Raw genomic sequence first — 18,351 nt, 5'->3', positions numbered from 1 at the left:
TCCCCTCTCCCGGCTGACGCCTCGACTTGCACCTCACGCCGACGTCAGGTTTTAGCGTAGGCGACGTCACGTCACACCGAGCGGTCCGGACAAGCAAGGCAGGTCATCATGCGCGCAGCCCGTTACCACGAGTACGGCGGTACGGACACCCTCGTCGTCGAGCAGGCCCCGGACCCGTTGCCGGGGCCCGGAGAGATCCGCGTCCGTGTCGCGGCGGCCGGCGTCAATCCCGTCGACTGGAAGGTGCGCAACGGATCCGTGCGCGACTTCCTCCCGGTCGATCTGCCGGCGATCCCGGGACGCGACGTCGTAGGTCTGGTGGACAGGATCGGCGAGGGGGTCACCTCGGTGGACATCGGGGACCGCGTCTTCGGTTTGGGCGGGGTGACGGGCGCGACGGCCGAACTGGCGGTGCTCTCGGCCTGGGCTCCCGCCCCCGCCAACTGGAGCGACGCGGAGGCCGCCGCAGCAGGCCTGGCGTCCGTGACGGCACTGGGCGGACTCAAGGCGCTCGGTCGGCTCGAGGGCCGCACCCTGCTGATCGAGGGGGCTGCCGGAGGGGTCGGCGGCGCGGCGGTCGAGATCGCCCGCGCTCTGGGGGCCACCGTGATCGGGACGGCCAGTGAGCGTAACCACGCGTATCTCAGGTCCCTGGGCGCCCTTCCCGTCGCCTACGGCGCGGGCCTCGAAGTACGTCTCGCCGGCCTGGCCCCGAACGGGGTCGACCTCGTTCTCGACGCCGCCGCCTCCGGCTCCCTGGCCGATCTCGTCGAGATCGCCGGCGGCCCGGACCGCGTGGTGACGGTCGCCGACCATGTGAACGCACCGCGTCTGGGCGTCCGGGTGGCCAACGCGGTCAACGATTCCACGCTCCTCGCCGAAGCGGGCGCTCTCGGCGAGCAGGGACGCTACGTGCCGCGCATCGAACAGACCTACTCCCTGCAGGAGATCGCGCAGGCGCACGCCCACTCCGAGCGCGGACACGTGCGGGGAAAGATCGTGGTCATCCTCTGATCCCACCTGCCGTGCACCGCGAAGGCGGAGTCAGTTCCGGCCGGGCGGCGGTAGGCGCACCACCCGAGCCGGACACCGCCGGCACACGGCCGCCGACAGCCACTGGACGTTGCCGATGCTCATGACCGCGTGGAACCGCTCGACAGTGCCGATGATCATGCGGACGGGCTCACGAGGCCGCGAGACCCCGGCGGCTCACAGCCGTGCCGCCTTCAACGCCATGTGCAGCAGCAGCCGGTCCTCGCCGTCGTTCAGGTCGAGACCGGTGAGCTGCTGGATCCGGGCGAGCCGGTAGTACAGCGTCTGGCGGTGGATGCCCAGCTCGGTGGCCGTCCGGCTCGCCTGGCCCGCGCGGTCGAGGAACACCTCGGCGGTGCGGGCCAGTTCGGCGTGGAGCGGGGCCAGCAGGGGGCGGACCGCATGGTCCGGGGCGGCGTACGAGGTGCGGGGCAGCGCGGCCAGGAGCCGGTACGGGCCGATGGCCGACCAGTCGGCGACCGGGCCGAAGCGCGATTCCGCCTGGGCCGCGCGGGCGGCGGAAAGGGCCTCCTGCCAGGACTCCGCCAGCTCCGCCAGACCCCGGCGTGCGGCGGCGACGCCGCCGGTCGCGTCAGGCCCCGCCACGGCGCGCAGCCGCTCCGCGGCCGTCGTCGCCGGGTCGAGTGCCTCGGGGGAGCGGAGCCTGACCAGAGCGGCGAGGGACGGGGACTCCGCACCGGTCACCGCGGCGAGGACGGCGGCCGACGGCACCGTACGCACGGACGGGGTCTCGCCCGCCCAGGGGGTCACGCACACCACCGTGTGCAGTCCGTCCGCTTCGGCGCCGAGGACCTCGCGCAGCGCGGCCACCGCCATGTCGTACTGCCAGCCCCGCCCGGCGACGAGCACCGCCCCGAATTCCCGTGACAGGTCCGCGCCGACCCGCTCCTCGTCGGCGAGCAGGGCACCGATCCGGGCCGCCACGTCCATCGCCGACGCCAGCTGCCCGTCGGTCGGCGCGGGGTGCGCGTCCAGCAGCCAGACATAGCCCAGGACGACACCCCGATGGCGTACCGGAAGGCAGACGCGGTCCCGGAACACTCCGGCCTCCGGGGCCGCCGGGATGCGGACCGGGCCCGTCGCGCGGGTGATGCCGAAGCCCTCGAACCAGGCGCGGACCGCGGGGGTGGAGCGCCGGGTGAGGATCGAGCGCGTACGGACGGGGTCCATGGCCGTGTCGTCGTCGCTGTCGTGGGCCCCGAAGGCGACCAGGCCGAAATCGCGGTTCTCCAGGGTCGCGGGGGCGTTGAGCAGCGCGGAGATCTCGTCGACCAGCTCCTGGTAATCGCCCTTCACCCGCCCATTCTCGCACCTCTTCAGACATATGTCTGAGATCCAGTACACGGATGCGTGACAGCTGTCGATGGCACGTGATCGGGGGGATCCCTAGATTTCACAGTGGTTCTCCGTGCCGTCCCGGTCCGTTCACTCGCGTACCGGTCAGGCCCGTCCGTACTCCGTGGAGGTGCCCCGTGCTGGGTCCCGTGATTCTCGCCGCGTCACGCAGCGACAAGATGCGTCGTTTCATCTCGGCAGCGCCGGGCACCAAGCAGGTCGTCGACCGGTTCATCGCCGGTGAAGGCGTCGACGACGTCGTCCCCGTCATCCAGGACTCGGCCGCCAAGGGCCTCGAGGTCACCCTGGACGTCGTGGGTGAGGACATCACCACCCCTGAGCAGGCCGCCGCCGCGCGTGACGCCTACCTGGAACTGGTCGGCCGCCTCAAGGAGCTCGGGCTCGGGGCCCGGGCCGAGATGTCCGTCAAGCTGTCGATGTTCGGCCAGGCGCTCGAGAACGGCCACGAGCTGGCCCTCGCCAACGTCCGCCCCGTCGTCGAGGCCGCCGCCGCGATCGGCACCACGGTCACGCTGGACGCCGAGGACCACACCACCCTCGACTCGATGTTCGCCATCCACGAGGAGCTGCGGAAGGACTTCCCGCAGACCGGCTGCGTGATCCAGTCCTATCTGTTCCGCACGGAGGCCGACGCCCGCCGCCTCGCCGCCGCGGGCAGCCGGGTCCGGCTGGTGAAGGGCGCCTACAAGGAGCCCGCCTCCGTCGCGTACCAGAACAAGCCGGAGATCGACAAGGCGTACGTCCGCATCCTGAAGACGCTGATGCAGGGCGACGGCTACCCCATGATCGGCTCGCACGATCCCCGTCTCATCGCCATCGGCCAGGAGCTCGCACGCCAGGCCGGGCGCAAACTGGATGAGTACGAGTTCCAGATGCTGTACGGCATCCGCAGCGAGGAGCACATCCGGCTCGCGGCCGAGGGCCACCGGATGCGCGTCTACACGGCGTACGGCACCGACTGGTACGGATACTTCATGCGCCGCCTCGCTGAGAAGCCGGCCAACCTGCTGTTCTTCGGCCGCTCCGTTCTCACCAAGGGCTGAACCGCAGGGCTGGGCCACAAGCCCGGCCCAGGACCGAACCAGGGCGGACCCGCCCGGCCGACCACCCACCTCAACCAAGGAGACAAGGCACTCATGGACGCCGTCACCCAGGTCCCCGCGCCGGTCAACGAGCCGGTCCACTCCTACGCCCCCGGCACCGCCGAGCGAGCCCGCCTGGAGGCGAAGCTCAAGGAGCTCAGCCAGAACCCCATCGACCTGCCGATGACCATCGGCGGCGAGAAGCGCATGGGCGGCGGCGAGCGCGTCGACGTCGTACAGCCGCACAACCACAAGGCCGTCATCGGCACCTTCGCCGGTGCCACCGAGCAGGACGCCCAGGACGCCGTCGACGCGGCCCTCGCCGCCGCTCCGGCCTGGCGCGCCATGTCCTTCGACGACCGCGCGGCGATCATCCTGCGCGCCGCCGAGCTGCTGTCGGGCCCCTGGCGCGAGACGCTGGCCGCCTCCACGATGCTCGGCCAGGGCAAGACCGCGCAGCAGGCCGAGATCGACTGTCCCTGCGAGCTCGTCGACTTCTGGCGCTTCAACGTGCACTACGCGCGCCAGATCCTCGCCGAGCAGCCCCCGGCGAACTCCCCGGGCGTCTGGAACCGCATGGACCACCGCCCGCTCGAGGGCTTCGTCTACGCGATCACGCCGTTCAACTTCTCCGCCATCGCTGCCAACCTGCCCACCGCGCCCGCCCTCATGGGCAACGTCGTGGTGTGGAAGCCGTCCCCGACGCAGACCCACGCCGCCGTGCTGCTGATGCAGCTCCTGGAGGAGGCCGGGCTGCCCAAGGGCGTCATCAACCTGGTCACCGGTGACGGCATCGCCGTCTCCGAGGTCGCGCTGAACCACCGCGACCTGGCCGGTGTCCACTTCACCGGCTCGACCCCCACCTTCCAGCACCTGTGGAAGACGGTCGGCAACAACATCGCCAACTACCGCACCTACCCGCGGCTCGTCGGCGAGACCGGCGGCAAGGACTTCGTCGTCGCACACCCGAGCGCCGACCGCGCCGTCCTGAAGACCGCACTGACCCGCGGCTCCTTCGAGTACCAGGGCCAGAAGTGCTCCGCGTCCTCCCGCGCCTACGTCCCGGCCTCCATCTGGAACTCCGGATTCAAGGAGGAGTTCGCGGCCGAGGTCGACGGCATCACCATGGGTGACGTCACCGACCTGTCGCACTTCATGGGCGCCGTCATCGACGCGCGTTCCTTCGCGAAGAACAAGGCCGCGATCGACCGCGCCGCCGCCGACCCGACCTGCACGATCGTCGCCGGTGGCACGTACGACGACTCCGTCGGCTACTTCGTCCGCCCGACCGTCATCGTGTGCGACGACCCGGCCAACGAGGTCTTCACCACCGAGTACTTCGGCCCGATCCTCGCCGTCCACGTCTACGAGGACGAGAAGTACGACGCCATGCTGGAGCAGATGGAGTCGGTGTCCGACTACGCGCTGACCGGCGCGGTCATCTCCAACGACCGTGCGGCCGCCGCGTACACGATGGACAAGCTCCGCTACGCCGCGGGCAACTTCTACATCAACGACAAGTCGACCGGTGCCGTCGTCGGCCAGCAGCCCTTCGGCGGCGGCCGCGGCTCGGGCACCAACGACAAGGCGGGCGCCCCGCAGAACCTGCAGCGCTGGACGCTGACCCGCGCCATCAAGGAGACGCTGGTCGCGCCGACCGAGTACACCTACCCCCACCAGGGCTGACACCCCGGGGCGCCCGCACCGGGCGCCCCGCCCCGCACTCCGCCTCCCGACCGGCTCCCCCCGCCGGCCGGGAGGCGGTTTCCATCACCCCGGCGCCCCGCCTCAGCCCTTCACGGTGAAACCCGCCCGCAGCAGGGCGTCGTCCCGCGAGGAAGGGCCGACGAGCAGCTCGAAGGCGCCCGGCTCGACGACCCGGCGGCCCGCCGCGTCGACGAGGGTGCACTCCGAGACCGGCAGCTCCAGCAGCACCTCGCGGACCTCGCCCGGGGCGAGCGTCACCTGGCGGTACGCCTTGAGCTCCTTCTCCGCCCAGGTCACGGAGGTCACGGTGTCGCTGAGGTACACCTGCACGGTCTCGACGGCCGGGCGCTGACCGGTGTTGTGCACGGTGACACGGGCCCTCAGCGTGTCGCTCTCCCCGACATCCGCCGTGAGCACCTCCAGGCCGGAGTACGCGACGGTCGTGTAGCTCAGACCCTCGCCGAACACGAAGGCCGGACGCTGGGTGAGGTCGGCGTACCGGGAGCCGTGCTGGCCGCGGACCTGGTTGTAGTACGTGGGCTGCTGACCCGCGTGCCGGGCGAAGGACACGGGCAGCCGGCCCGACGGCTCGACGAGGCCGAGCAGGACCTCGGCCACCGCCCTGCCACCCTGCATGCCGGGGTTGAAGGCGTGCAGGACCGCGGCCGCACCGAGGGCCGACGGCGGGAGCACCAGCGGCTTCGAGCTGATGACCACGACGACGAGCGGCTTGCCGGTCGCCGCGAGCGCGTCGAGCAACGCGACCTGGTCGCCCACGAGTTCCAGGGTCGCGGTCGAACGTCCCTCGCCCACCAGCTCGATACGGTCGCCCACCACGGCGACGACGTAATCGGCGGCCTCGGCGGCGGCGACGGCCTCCGCGACCATGGCCTCGGAGGGCTCGGCGGGCACGACCACGTCCGGGCGGGGCTGCCCGTCCGGGAAGAACGCGCCCTCCGGGTCGGGTCCCACGGAGAGGATCTCGGCGCCTCGCGCGTACGTGACGTCCCAGCCGTCCGGGACGTGCTCGCGGAAGCCGTCGAGCACGGTACGGATCATGGCGCGCGGGTGACCGTCCGGCAGCCAGTCGGCCTGGCCGGAGGAGCCCGCCCAGTCGCCCAGCTGGGTCTGCGCGTCATCGGCGTTGGGGCCGATGACGGCGACCGTGCGCGGAGCCGGGTCCGTCCCGGCGACGGCGCGTCCGTCCCGGCCCGGCACGAGCCCGACGCCCAGCGGCAGGGTGCCGTCGTTGGTGAGCAGGACCAGCGAGCGGCGGGCGGCCTCCAGGTTCAGCGCGGTGTGCCCGGCGCTGCCGATGACCGCGGCCTGCCGGGCGGCGTCGGGGTGACGGGGGTTCTCGAAGAGGCCGAGCTCGAACTTCAGGGTCAGGACGCGACGTACCGCCGCGTCGATCTCCGCCTCGTCCAGCGTGCCGTCGGCGACGGCGCTCTGCGCCCCCTCGAAGAACTGGGGGGTGGTCATCACCATGTCGTTGCCCGCCCGCACGGCCGCGGCGGCGGCCTGGGTGTGGTCGGCGTAGATCCTCTGCTCCCACACCATGCGGCCGACGTTGTCCCAGTCGGTGACCAGGGTGCCGGTGTAGCCCCACTCACCGCGCAGCACATCGTTCAGCAGCCAGTCGTTGACGGTGACCGGCACCCCGTCCATGGACTGGTAGCCCAGCATGAACGTACGGCAGCCCTCGCGGGCGACCCGCTCGAACGGGGGCAGGAACCAGGAGCGCAGCTTGCGCCGCGAGATGTCGGCCTCGCTGGCGTCCCGGCCGCCCTGGGTCTCGGAGTAGCCCGCGAAGTGCTTGGCGCACGCCAGGACCGCCGTCGGGTCGCCCAGGCCCTCGCCCTGGTAGCCGCGGACCATCGCCGAGGCCAGCTCGCCGATCAGGAACGGATCCTCCCCGAAGGTCTCGCTGACCCGGCCCCAGCGCAGGTCGCGGGCGATGCAGAGCACCGGCGAGAACGTCCAGTGGACGCCCGTCGAGGCGACCTCGACGGCGGTGGCGCGGGCGACGCGTTCCACGAGTTCGGGGTCCCAGGTCGCGGCCAGGCCGAGCTGCGTGGGATAGATCGTGGCCCCCTCCCAGAAGGAGTGGCCGTGGATGCAGTCCTCCGCGACCAGCAGAGGGATCCTCAGCCTGGTCCGCTCGGTGAGCGCGGCCGCTTCGAGGACGCGCTCGGGTGACGCGTGGAGGATCGAACCCACGTGCAGGTCCTCGATGAGGTGCCGTACCCCGTCCTTGGCGTTCAACTGGAGCATCTGACCGGTCTTCTCGGCCAGGGTCATGCGGCCGAGGAGGTCTCCGACCCGCTCGGCGACGGGGAGCGCGGGGTCGAGGTAGGGCAGGGAGGGGGCCACGGGGGTCCTTTCGCGACACGGTTCGTGTTCACCATAGAGTCAATCCCGACCACCTGGTAGGTATCTCAGGGGGCCGATTCCTCCAGCAGGCGGAACTCCGGCGGCGGGGCCTCCGGTGGCCGGACGGGGGAATCCGACGCACCGACGTGCCGGCCCGGGCGGGGCCGGCGGACCGGGAGAGTGGCGAGTGACTGCCGAGGCGCGGCGTGGCTACGCGAAGGGCCGTGCGAAACGACGCGAGATCCTGGACCAGGCGATGTCCCTGTTCGGTGAGGCCGGCTACCGGGGGGCGTCGCTCCGGGTGATCGCGCACCGGTGCGGCATCTCGCACACCGGGCTGCTGCACCACTTCCCGACCAAGGAGGTGCTGCTGCTCGCGGTGCTCGAGCACCGCGACGACGTGGACGACGAGTGGCTCTCGCTCGGCGGGACCACGGGCGTCGGGCGGCTGAGGCGGTTCGTCGACCTGGCCGCGCTGAACTCGGGGCGGCGGGGGATCGTCGAACTGTTCTCGGTGGTCTCCGCCGAGGCGACGGCCGCCGACCACCCGGCCCACGGCTACTTCGTCCGGCGCTACGGGAACTCGGTCGCGGGTGCCCGGCTCGCCTACGAGCAGGCGGGACTGGAGGGCGCCCTGCGGGAGGGCGTCGCTCCTGACGCCGCGGGCCGGCAGCTGATCGCCCTGATGGACGGTCTCCAGGTGCAGTGGCTGCTCGACGACCGTGCGACGGACATGGCCGGGGTCCTGCGCGCGCACGTCCGGGCCCAGCTCAGCGTGGAGCTCTGAGGGTCCGAGGGGCTCCGCGGAGCGCGTTCCTCCGACGCCGCCGTCTCAGATAGTAGGAAGTCCGAGTATCTGTAGAGACAGATGGCCCGAGCTGTCCTAGCTTTGTAGGAGCCGAACGAATCGCTGATCCAGCGACCGGCGTGTGTGAGCGTGCCCCGAAGCAGGCAACCCCTGCGGCATCCGCTTCCCGCCGTGCCGGCACCTCGAAATCCCGATCTCGATATCCGTCGTGAAGTCCAGATCTCGAAATCCACGCGATCTCAAGGAGTCGATCCCCCATGGCCCAGACCACTGTCCGCCGCGTCCGCCACACCTCCCGCCCCGCCGACTCGGACCGCCAGAACGCCGCCGCGGCCCTGCAGCGAGCCCTCGACCGCCGGGACAACGGCGGGTCGACGGGCCACTGAGGCGCGGCCCCACCTCCTGACACCGGCCCTGTGCGGGGCCGCGCCGGTTCCGTACGGGGCCGTCCCGCACAGGGCCGGCTCCGTCCGTATCGTGGACGGCGAATGTCATGGGGTGGGACGGCGGGCTAGGGTGCCTGTATGTCTCGCAGCATCGATCTCGCAGTGATCCCCGGCGACGGTATCGGCCAGGAGGTCGTCACCCAGGGCCTCAAGGTTCTCAACGCTGTTCTCCCGCAGGATGTGAAGCTGGAGACCAAGGAGTACGACCTCGGCGCCCAGCGATGGCACCGCACCGGTGAAACCCTCCCCGACGCGGAGCTCGAAGCCCTCAAGGGGCACGACGCCATCCTGCTCGGAGCCATCGGGGACCCCTCCGTACCGTCGGGTGTGCTGGAGCGAGGGCTTCTGCTGAAGCTGCGCTTCGCCTTCGACCACTTCATCAACCTGCGGCCGTCGAAGCTCTTCCCGAACACCGCGACACCGCTGGCCGGGCGCCCCGAGATCGACTTCGTCGTCGTCCGCGAGGGCACCGAGGGTCCCTACACGGGCAACGGTGGTTCCCTGCGCACGGGCACCGAGCACGAGATCGCCACCGAGGTGAGCGTCAACACCGCTCACGGTGTCGAGCGTGTCGTGCGTGACGCGTTCGCACGTGCCGCCGCGCGCCCGCGCAAGAAGCTGACGCTGGTCCACAAGAACAACGTCCTCGTCCACGCCGGCCACCTGTGGAAGAACACCTTCGACAAGGTCGCGGCCGAGTTCCCCGAGGTCACCACGGACTACCTGCACGTCGACGCCGCGACGATCTTCTTCGTCACCCAGCCGGAGCGCTTCGACGTCATCGTCACCGACAACCTCTTCGGTGACATCCTCACCGACCTCGCCGCGGCCGTGACCGGCGGCATCGGCCTGGCCGCGTCCGGCAACATCAACCCGACGGGTGCCTTCCCGTCCATGTTCGAGCCGGTGCACGGCACCGCGCCCGACATCGCGGGCCAGGGCAAGGCCGACCCGACGGCCACGATCCTCTCCGTCGCCCTCCTGCTGCGCCACCTCGGCTACGAGGCCGAGGCCGTGCGCATCGAGGAGGCCGTTTCCGCCGACCTCGCGGAGCGTGACGGCAAGCAGGCGCGCACCACCGACGAGATCGGCGACGCGCTCGCGGTACGCGTAGCGAGCTGACCCGACGTCTCCACTTCGAAGCCGCCGGGTCGCAACCGCACCCGGCGGCTTCTTCATGCGGTCTCCGGGTGCCACCATCGACCTCCGGACCGCGTTCTCGCACGTCGCGCGAGCGCCACCGCAATCACGGCATTTCGTGCAGAGCCGCCCCCGGGAGATAATCGAACGCGGGACCGCGGCTCGCGGTAGAGCTCGGACGTCCTACAACCTGCCCTGCGACTGCCGGGCAGGAGCGGGCGTGAGCGCGGTCCATCACACACAAGACCGGTGAAGGACACGCACTCATGACGACGCCCACGATCGAGCTCAAGCCCTCCTCGAACCCGCTGTCCGACGCGGAACGCGAGGCGATCCTGACCAGCCCCGGCTTCGGCCGCTACTTCACCGATCACATGGTGACGATCCGCTGGACCGAGGGCCGCGGCTGGCACGACGCCCAGCTCGTGCCGTACGGGCCGCTGTCGATGGACCCGGCCAACATGACGCTGCACTACGCGCAGGAGATCTTCGAAGGGCTGAAGGCGTACCGGCAGCCCGACGGCACGGTCGCCACCTTCCGCCCGGAGGCCAACGCCGCACGCTTCCAGCGGTCCGCCGCCCGGCTCGCGATGCCGGAGCTGCCGGTCGGGACCTTCATCGAGGCGTGTGACGTCCTGGTCCAGCAGGACCAGGCGTGGGTCCCGGCGCACGGCGGCGAGGAGTCCCTGTACCTGCGCCCGTTCATGATCGCAGCCGAGGTGGGTCTCGGCGTCCGGCCGGCCAACGAGTACCTCTTCCTCGTCATCGCCTCTCCCGCCGGCGCGTACTTCCCCGGCGGTGTGAAGCCGGTCTCGATCTGGCTCTCCCAGGACCGGGTGCGCGCCGTCCCCGGCGGCATGGGCGACGCCAAGACCGGCGGCAACTACGCCGCGTCCCTCCTCGCCCAGGCCGAGGCCGCCGCGCAGGGCTGCGACCAGGTCGCCTACCTCGACGCCGTCGAGCACAAGTGGGTCGAGGAGCTGGGCGGCATGAACCTCTACTTCGTGTACGGACAGGAGGACGGCGGCAAGCGGATCGTCACGCCGTCCCTCACCGGATCGCTGCTCGCCGGAGTCACCCGTGACTCCCTGCTCACCGTCGCCCGTGACCTCGGCTACACCTCGGAGGAGGGCCGCGTCTCCATCGACCAGTGGCGCGCCGACACCGAGAACGGCACCCTCACCGAGGTCTTCGCCTGCGGCACCGCCGCCGTCATCACGCCCGTCGGCACCGTGAAGTCCGCGGACGGCGAGTGGGTCCAGGGCGACGGCACGCCCGGTGAGGTCACCGTCAAGCTGCGCGAGCGCCTGCTGGACATCCAGCGGGGTATCGCCGAGGACACCCACGGCTGGATGCACGAGCTCGGCTAGCCACAGACAGGACGTACGAACGGTCGTACGTACGAAGGCCGTGCCCCTCGCCGGGGGCGCGGCCTTCGCCGTCCGTGCCCGCCACCGCCCGCGCGTCTCGACGCCGCTCTCGCCACCCCGAGCCAACGCCCCTGCGACGGACATCACGCCCGCATCCTGAGACGGGCGGGACCCGGAGGCGGCGCTGTGCCAAAATGCGTGTGTGTCCTCGTTCGCCATGATTATCGGCAGCAGGCGCGCCGGTCCGCAGTGACCGTCCCGTACCACCACGTACGGAACGGGCATCGTGCCCCAGACCCGCGCGCAGACCTCTCGCACCCGCGAGGGGTTTTTTCGTTTTCCGGCCCACACCTCGGCCGGGGCGAGGCACGCGAGAGGATGGGGGCAAGTGGAGCCGATTCGTCCGGATCCGCTCACCCGACAGGAGTCAGATCAGCATGACCACCAAGGCCACGGCCCCCGACGACACCTTCCACGTGTTCGACACCACCCTGCGCGACGGTGCGCAGCGTGAAGGCATCAACCTGACGGTCGCGGACAAGCTGACCATTGCCCGGCATCTGGACGACTTCGGCGTGGGCTTCATCGAGGGCGGCTGGCCCGGCGCCAACCCCCGCGACACCGAGTTCTTCGCCCGCGCGCAGCAGGAGATCGACTTCGAGCACGCCCAGCTCGTCGCGTTCGGCGCCACCCGCAGGGCCGGCGGCAGGGCCGCCGACGACCCGCAGGTGCAGGCGCTCCTCGACTCGGGTGCCCCAGTGATCACCCTGGTCGCCAAGTCCCACGACCGCCATGTGGAACTGGCCCTGCGCACCACCCTGGACGAGAACCTGGAGATGGTCCGCGACACCGTCACCCACCTCCGGGAGCAGGGCCGCCGAGTCTTCGTCGACTGCGAGCACTTCTTCGACGGCTACCGTGCAGACGCCGAGTACGCCAAGGCGGTCGTGCGCACCGCCCACGAGGCCGGCGCCGACGTCGTCATCCTCTGCGACACCAACGGTGGGATGCTGCCCGCCCAGGTCCAGGCCGTCGTCGCCACCGTCCTCGCCGACACCGGAGCCCGGCTCGGCATCCACGCCCAGGACGACACGGGCTGCGCCGTCGCCAACACCCTGGCCGCGGTGGACGCGGGCGCCACCCACGTGCAGTGCACCGCCAACGGTTACGGCGAGCGGGTCGGCAACGCCAACCTCTTCCCCGTCGTCGCGGCGCTGGAACTCAAGTACGGCAAGACCGTCCTGCCCGAGGGCGCGCTCGCCGAGATGACCCGTATCTCCCACGCCATCGCGGAGGTCGTCAACCTCACGCCCTCCACCCATCAGCCCTACGTGGGTGTCTCCGCGTTCGCGCACAAGGCGGGACTGCACGCCTCCGCGATCAAGGTCGACCCGGACCTCTACCAGCACATCGACCCGGAGCGCGTCGGCAACACCATGCGGATGCTCGTCTCCGACATGGCGGGCCGGGCTTCCATCGAGCTCAAGGGCAAGGAACTCGGCATCGACCTGGGGGACGACCGCGCACTCGTCGGCCGGGTCGTCGAGCGGGTCAAGGAGCGTGAACTCAAGGGCTACACCTACGAGGCGGCCGACGCCTCCTTCGAGCTGCTGCTGCGCGCCGAGGTCGAGGGACGGCCGCGCCGCTACTTCCGCGTCGAGTCCTGGCGGGCCATCGTCGAGGACCGTCCCGACGGCAGCCACGCCAACGAGGCGACCGTGAAGCTGTGGGCCAAGGGCGAGCGGATCGTCGCCACCGCCGAGGGCAACGGCCCGGTCAACGCCCTGGACCGGGCGCTGCGCGTCGGCCTGGAGCGGATCTACCCGCAGCTCGCCAAGCTGGAGCTGGTCGACTACAAGGTCCGCATCCTGGAAGGCCGCACCGGCACCGAATCCACCACCCGCGTCCTGGTGACCACGGGTGACGGATCCGGTGACTGGTCGACGGTCGGCGTGGCCGAGAACGTCATCGCCGCGTCCTGGCAGGCCCTGGAGGACGCGTACACCTACGGCCTGCTGCGGGCCGGTGTGGAACCGACGGACTGACGCCGCCCGTTACCGGAGCTGCCACTTCTGGTTGGCGGCTCCGGTACACGTCCAGATCTGGACGCGGGTGCCGTTCGCCGTGGACCGGTCGGTCACGTCCAGACACTTGTCCGCCGCCGTGTTGACCACGTCGCCCGTCGAGGCGTCGTACGTCCAGCGCTGCGCGCCCGAACCGTTGCACGTGTACAGCTGGACCTTTGCTCCGTCGGCCGTCGAGCCCGACGTGACGTCCAGACACGCGCCGAGCACCTTCACCGAGCCGTCGCCCACGACCGTCCACTTCTGGTTGGCCGCGCTGGTGCAGTCCCAGATCTGGACCGGGGTCCCGTCGGCACCGGTGCCGCCCGTCGCGTCCAGGCACTTGCCGCCGGGCCCGGCGAGCGCGCCGCTGCTGCCCGGGGAACCGGACTGGGTGCCCGACCAGGTGAACGTCGCCGAGGTGCGGCCCGGCAGCGCGTAGGTGAACTTCTGCCCGCCCCAGTTGACGGTGACCTGCTGGGCCGACGCCGAGCCGTTGTAGGCGATCAGGGCCTTCGAACCGTCCGGGTTGCGCCAGGCCACGTTGGGCACGGTGGAGCTTGCGGTGGAGGCGACGCGGGTGGCGCCCGGCCTGACGTACTTCGTCAGGTGGCCCATCGTGTAGTACTCGATCGTGTAGTCCACCTGACCGTGCCTGCTGTCCCCGTTGTGCACGGTGACCAGCCCGTCGCAGGTGCCGCAACCACCGTTGTGCGGGCCGCGGTTCTGGTCGACGGCGAGCGACCACTTGGTCACTGACTTCGCCCAGTTGCGGGTGTAGTCGATGATGTTCAGCATGTCCTCGCGCTGCTGGTCGGCGATCCACGTACCGCCCGAGTGCTCGGTCTGGAAGGCGTCCAGCTGCGGGTACCGGTCGTGGACCGCCGTCTGCTTCGCGACGTCGCCGCCGTAGCCGTGCCAGGCGATCCCGCCGAAGTTCGGGTGGCTGCGCACCGCGGCGTCGTCGACCGTCTGGGCGGCGTAGGCGTCGTAGGTGTCCCAGTTCCAGTCGTGCGCCAGCACCTTGGTGGCCAGGCCCGCCGACTGGAGCTTCGGCAGCAGCTCGCTCTTGGTGAAGTAGGCCAGGCCCGAGCCGTTCCAGCTCATCGACGGATAGCCGGAGCAACAGGTGGGTTCGTTCTGCGCTGTGACGTAGTCGACCGGGACGCCCTGGTCCTTCCACGCCTGGAGGTACTTCACGAAGTAGTTCGCGTAGGCGCCGTAGTTCTCGGCCTTCAGCCAGCCGCCGTTCAGCTGCCCGTTGTCCTTCATCCAGGCCGGCGCCGTCCACGGGGAGGCGACCGTCGTCAGGGCCGGATTGAGCTGTCGGGCCTGCTTCGTGAGCGGCAGCACGTCCTGCAGATCGTGTGCGATCGAGAAGTTCGCGAGGTCCGGGTCCGTCTGCCCGGCCGGCATGTCGTCGTAGGTGTATCCGAACCGGGCCAGGTCGGATCCGCCCATCGGGTTGCGTACGAACGACAGCCCGATGCCGTCGGTGGGGGAGAAGAGCTTCTTCATCGTCGCGTCGCGGGTCGCCTGGCTCAGTGCCCCGCTGCCCTTCATCAGCCACGCCGCCGTGTCCGTGAACGAGGCGCCGCCGCCGGTGAACGTCTGGTAGCGGGTGTTCTCGTCCACCGTGATGTTCGTGCCGGAACCGCCGTTGCCGGCGCCGAAGGCGGTCGGCGTCTGCGCCTGGAGGCCGCGGGTGACGTGACGGCCACCGGAGTCGTCCGTGGTGGTCAGCACGATGTTCACGGTCTCGCCGGCGGCCTGCGCGGTGCCGGAGGAGAGCCCGGCCAGTCCCGCGGTCGCGAGCGCCGTCGCGACGAGGACCCTCGCCGTTCTGCTTGTCCGAATCATGGCTGCTGCCTTTCTCGGCAGGGACGTGGGGGATGTGCCGTCGAACGAGCCGTGAGTGAACTGCTCTTACGTGCTCGCGTCAAGAGGTTCGCTCGTTCAAGAAATGAACGAAAGCCCTTGCGGAGCTGCTTCGATCATGGGTACGGACCAAATCTCGGCGTGAAGTATTGACGCCTCTGTTCCGGCGCGGTTAACTCCAGCCGCAACGCCGGTACCGGTTCCGGAACCGGTACCGAAGTCCCGACCCGACCCCTGTCCTGCCTTGCCCCCGGAGGCTCCGTTGCGTGTCACCATCGCCGATGTCGCCCGCGAGGCCGGCGTCAGCAAGACGACCGTCTCGCGGGTCATCAACCTCAAGGGCGAAGTGGACGGTTCGACAGCCGCCCGCGTTCGTGAAGTGATCGCAGATCTCGGCTACGTGCCCAGTTCGGGTGCGGTCGGGCTGGCCCGTGGCAGCAGCCGTACCGTCGGCATGCTGGTGCCCTCACTGGCCTGGCCGTGGATGGGGGAAGTGCTTCAGGGAGTCGTCGACACGGTCGAGGTCGCCGACTACGGGCTGCTGCTCTTCACCTGCAACCGGGGTGCGGAATCCGTCGAGCGCTTCACCAGCCAGGTGTCGGCGCGCGCCTTCGACGGGCTCGTCGTCGTCGAACCGGAGAACACGCTCGAACGGCTCACCGCGCTCCACCGGTCCGGTCTGCCGATCGTTCTCATCGACGACCGGGGCCACCACCCGGAATTCCCCTCCGTCGTGACCACCAATCACGAGGGGGGCGCATCGGCGGCCCGCCACCTGCGGGCCGCGGGGCGCACCAGACCCCTGGTCCTCACCGGGCCGAGGCACTTCGGCTGCGTACGCGACCGGCTCGCGGGATTCCGTTCGGTCCTGCCCACCGACCTGGTCCTGGACGGGAACTTCACCGAACGCCGGGGCCGTCTCGTCGTGGAGGAACTCCTGGCGGCGGGAACGGAGTTCGACTCGGTCTTCGCTCACAACGACATCAGTGCGGCCGGGGTCCTGCGCGCTCTGAGAGCCGCCGGCCGCCGTGTACCCGACGACATCGCGGTGATCGGCTTCGACGACATCCCGATGGCCGAACACACCGAACCGCCGCTGACCACCGTGCGTCAGCCCACCCGGCAGATGGGCGAGGCGGCGGCCCGCCTGCTGCTCTCCCGCCTCGGCGGCACCGCCGTACCGGACGGACCGGTCGTGCTGCCCACCGAACTGGTCGTGCGCCACTCGGCGCCGTAACGGACCCGGCCCCGCCGGTCACCCGTCCGCATCCCCGAACCCGCCGCACGGCGACCCGCACCACCCGCACCGCCCGCACCCGGCGCGTCGAGCGCTGCCCGCCACCGGATCTCCCAGACCCGCAGTCCTCCTGGAGTCGCCATGTCCGTACGCCGTCGTCACACCCTGAGAGCGCTCTCAGTCGCCACCGCCGTGGTCGCGCTCGCCGTCGGCTGCTCGTCAGCCAACTCGGGCGCCAACAAGGGGGGTGGCGCCGGTGCATCCGGCGTGCTGACCCTCGGCAAGCCGGACGGGCCGCAGACGAACAACAGCAACCCGTTCCTCGCGACCTCGGCGAGCGCCACCCTCGGCTACCGCTTCATGATCTACGAGCCGCTGGCGATGACGAACCAGATCCGGCCCACCGACAAGGCGGACCCGTGGCTGGCGACCGCGTGGGACTGGGAGTCGAACTTCACCAAGCTCACGTTCACGCTCGACAAGCGGGCCGAGTGGGCCGACGGCAAACCGCTGACCGCCGCCGACGTCGCGTTCACCTTCGAGCTGCTGAAGAAGCACCCGGCGCTGAACGGCAACGGCATCCCGTACGACGGCATCAAGGTCGACGGCGAGAAGGTCGTCCTGACCTTCAAGGAATCGCAGTTCGTCAACCAGAACAAGATCATCACGACCTACGTCGTCCCCAAGCACATCTGGGAGAAGGTCGAGAACCCGGAGACCTGGCCGAACCGCACCCCGGTCGGCTCCGGCCCCTACAAGCTGAAGACGTTCACACCGCAGACCACCACCCTGACGGCCACGCCCACCTACTGGAAGGGCGAGACCAAGGTCAAGGAGCTGCGCTACACCGCGTACAACGACAACAGCGCGGCGACCACGGCCCTGGCCAACGGCAAGGTCGAGTGGTCGTTCGTCTTCATGCCGAACTACAAGCAGCTGTACGTCGCCAAGGACCCGAAGAACCACAAGCTCTGGTTCCCCTCCGGGCTCGGCATCCACGGCCTGTGGTTCAACACCGCCCGCAAGCCGTTCGACAACCCGGCCCTGCGCAAGGCGATGGCCATGGTCGTCGACCGCAAGGCGATCCACGTGCAGGCCCAGGCGACCCTCTACCCGGAGATCAGCAACCCGACCGGCATCCCGCTGCCCGCCGGTGCGCCCTTCCTCGCGCCGGAGTACAAGAACGCCACCACGAAGCCCGACGTGGACGGCGCCAAGGCCCTCCTCATGGACGCCGGGTTCAAGCTCAGCGGCGGCGTCCTCAAGGACCCCAGCGGCAAGCCGGTCGAGCTGACCTTCACCGACCCGGCCGGCTGGAACGACTACATCACCGGGCTGTCCATCATCAAGGACAACATCAAGCAGATCGGCATCGCGGCCAAGGTCAAGACGCAGACCGCCGAGGCCTGGGGCACCGACGTGGCCACCGGCAACTTCGACGCCACCCTGCACTGGACCAACAGCGGCGCCACGCCCTACGACATGTACCAGAACATCATGGACGGGGCGATCCTCCAGCCGGTCGGCAAGACCTCCCAGCTCGGCAACTTCGGCCGCTTCAAGAGCCCCGAGGCCACCGCCGCGCTGAAGGAGTACGCCAACGCCACGGACGACCCGACGCGCACCGAGGCCATGAACACGCTCCAGAAGATCATGGTCGAGCAGGCGCCCGTCATCCCGACGGCCGCGGCCCCGATCGGCGCCGAGTACTCCACGAAGAACTGGGTCGGCTGGCCCACGGAGGAAGACCCGTACGCAGCACCGCAGCACACCCAGCCCGACGCGCTGGAAGTCGTGCTGAACCTGAAGCCCGCCAAGTAAGCACGGGGACGAACCGG

The 18,351-nt window shown here is 70.3% G+C and carries 13 protein-coding genes; 10 read left to right on the top strand and 3 right to left on the bottom strand.

Annotated elements, in window-relative coordinates:
• Positions 1 to 108: 108 nt before the first annotated feature.
• On the top strand, positions 109 to 1,014 hold the full coding sequence (locus JOC24_RS26665) for an NADP-dependent oxidoreductase (protein ID WP_205022943.1): 906 nt from the start codon (positions 109 to 111) through the stop codon (positions 1,012 to 1,014).
• A gap of 195 nt (positions 1,015 to 1,209) precedes the next feature.
• Here JOC24_RS26665 and JOC24_RS26660 read toward each other — a convergent pair whose 3' ends face one another.
• A complete protein-coding gene (locus JOC24_RS26660) occupies positions 1,210 to 2,349 on the bottom strand; it encodes a PucR family transcriptional regulator (protein WP_205022942.1) in 1,140 nt (379 codons plus the stop codon).
• 176 nt (positions 2,350 to 2,525) lie between these two features.
• On the opposite strand from JOC24_RS26660, the gene JOC24_RS26655 reads away from it, so the two are divergent.
• Complete coding sequence (locus JOC24_RS26655) at positions 2,526 to 3,452, top strand: proline dehydrogenase family protein (RefSeq protein WP_205022941.1); 927 nt, start codon at positions 2,526 to 2,528, stop codon at positions 3,450 to 3,452.
• A 93-nt stretch (positions 3,453 to 3,545) separates the two neighbouring features.
• On the top strand, positions 3,546 to 5,177 hold the full coding sequence (gene pruA / locus JOC24_RS26650) for an L-glutamate gamma-semialdehyde dehydrogenase (protein WP_205022940.1): 1,632 nt from the start codon (positions 3,546 to 3,548) through the stop codon (positions 5,175 to 5,177).
• Positions 5,178 to 5,279: 102 nt separating this feature from the next.
• On the opposite strand, the gene JOC24_RS26645 is transcribed toward pruA, so the two are convergent.
• Positions 5,280 to 7,571: an exo-beta-d-1,3/1,6-glucosidase gene (locus JOC24_RS26645; RefSeq protein ID WP_205022939.1), complete on the bottom strand. Its 2,292-nt coding sequence runs from the start codon at positions 7,569 to 7,571 to the stop codon at positions 5,280 to 5,282.
• A 187-nt stretch (positions 7,572 to 7,758) separates the two neighbouring features.
• Between JOC24_RS26645 and JOC24_RS26640 the strand changes: the two genes are divergently transcribed.
• From JOC24_RS26640 to cimA, 5 genes are all read left to right on the top strand, one after another.
• Entirely contained in the window at positions 7,759 to 8,358 is a 600-nt protein-coding gene (locus JOC24_RS26640; protein WP_205022938.1) for a TetR/AcrR family transcriptional regulator, read from the top strand.
• A gap of 278 nt (positions 8,359 to 8,636) precedes the next feature.
• Positions 8,637 to 8,765, top strand: a complete 129-nt coding sequence (locus JOC24_RS33870; RefSeq protein WP_275588604.1) for a hypothetical protein — start codon at positions 8,637 to 8,639, stop codon at positions 8,763 to 8,765.
• A 138-nt stretch (positions 8,766 to 8,903) separates the two neighbouring features.
• Positions 8,904 to 9,947 carry a 3-isopropylmalate dehydrogenase gene (locus tag JOC24_RS26635; RefSeq protein ID WP_205022937.1) on the top strand — a complete coding sequence of 348 codons (1,044 nt, stop codon included), beginning with the start codon at positions 8,904 to 8,906 and terminating at the stop codon, positions 9,945 to 9,947.
• A gap of 284 nt (positions 9,948 to 10,231) precedes the next feature.
• Complete coding sequence (locus JOC24_RS26630) at positions 10,232 to 11,335, top strand: branched-chain amino acid aminotransferase (protein WP_205022936.1); 1,104 nt, start codon at positions 10,232 to 10,234, stop codon at positions 11,333 to 11,335.
• 437 nt (positions 11,336 to 11,772) lie between these two features.
• A complete protein-coding gene (gene cimA / locus JOC24_RS26625; protein WP_205022935.1) occupies positions 11,773 to 13,380 on the top strand; it encodes a citramalate synthase in 1,608 nt (535 codons plus the stop codon).
• A 9-nt stretch (positions 13,381 to 13,389) separates the two neighbouring features.
• Here cimA and JOC24_RS26620 read toward each other — a convergent pair whose 3' ends face one another.
• Positions 13,390 to 15,258, bottom strand: a complete 1,869-nt coding sequence (locus JOC24_RS26620; protein ID WP_205022934.1) for a ricin-type beta-trefoil lectin domain protein — start codon at positions 15,256 to 15,258, stop codon at positions 13,390 to 13,392.
• Between the two features lie 280 nt (positions 15,259 to 15,538).
• Here JOC24_RS26620 and JOC24_RS26615 point away from each other — a divergent pair, with 280 nt between their 5' ends.
• Together JOC24_RS26615 and JOC24_RS26610 are read left to right on the top strand one after the other, a co-directional pair.
• Positions 15,539 to 16,513, top strand: a complete 975-nt coding sequence (locus JOC24_RS26615; RefSeq protein WP_205022933.1) for a LacI family DNA-binding transcriptional regulator — start codon at positions 15,539 to 15,541, stop codon at positions 16,511 to 16,513.
• Between the two features lie 141 nt (positions 16,514 to 16,654).
• Positions 16,655 to 18,334 (top strand): ABC transporter substrate-binding protein, encoded by a 1,680-nt coding sequence (locus JOC24_RS26610; protein WP_205022932.1) that lies wholly within the window; start codon positions 16,655 to 16,657, stop codon positions 18,332 to 18,334.
• Positions 18,335 to 18,351: the final 17 nt, after the last annotated feature.

The organism is Streptomyces sp. HB132 (assembly GCF_016909575.1).
Lineage (GTDB): Bacteria > Actinomycetota > Actinomycetes > Streptomycetales > Streptomycetaceae > Streptomyces.
This window is presented reverse-complemented; position numbering and strand designations above follow the sequence as displayed.

What these genes read in the sequence shown, in the direction of transcription:
- JOC24_RS26665 (WP_205022943.1), top strand. Translation starts at nt 109, where the DNA reads ATGCGCGCAGCCCGTTACCACGAGTACGGCGGTACGGACACCCTCGTC.
- pruA (WP_205022940.1), top strand. Translation starts at nt 3,546, where the DNA reads ATGGACGCCGTCACCCAGGTCCCCGCGCCGGTCAACGAGCCGGTCCAC.
- JOC24_RS33870 (WP_275588604.1), top strand. Translation starts at nt 8,637, where the DNA reads ATGGCCCAGACCACTGTCCGCCGCGTCCGCCACACCTCCCGCCCCGCC.
- JOC24_RS26635 (WP_205022937.1), top strand. Translation starts at nt 8,904, where the DNA reads ATGTCTCGCAGCATCGATCTCGCAGTGATCCCCGGCGACGGTATCGGC.
- JOC24_RS26630 (WP_205022936.1), top strand. Translation starts at nt 10,232, where the DNA reads ATGACGACGCCCACGATCGAGCTCAAGCCCTCCTCGAACCCGCTGTCC.
- cimA (WP_205022935.1), top strand. Translation starts at nt 11,773, where the DNA reads ATGACCACCAAGGCCACGGCCCCCGACGACACCTTCCACGTGTTCGAC.
- JOC24_RS26620 (WP_205022934.1), bottom strand. Translation starts at nt 15,258, where the DNA reads ATGATTCGGACAAGCAGAACGGCGAGGGTCCTCGTCGCGACGGCGCTC.
- JOC24_RS26610 (WP_205022932.1), top strand. Translation starts at nt 16,655, where the DNA reads ATGTCCGTACGCCGTCGTCACACCCTGAGAGCGCTCTCAGTCGCCACC.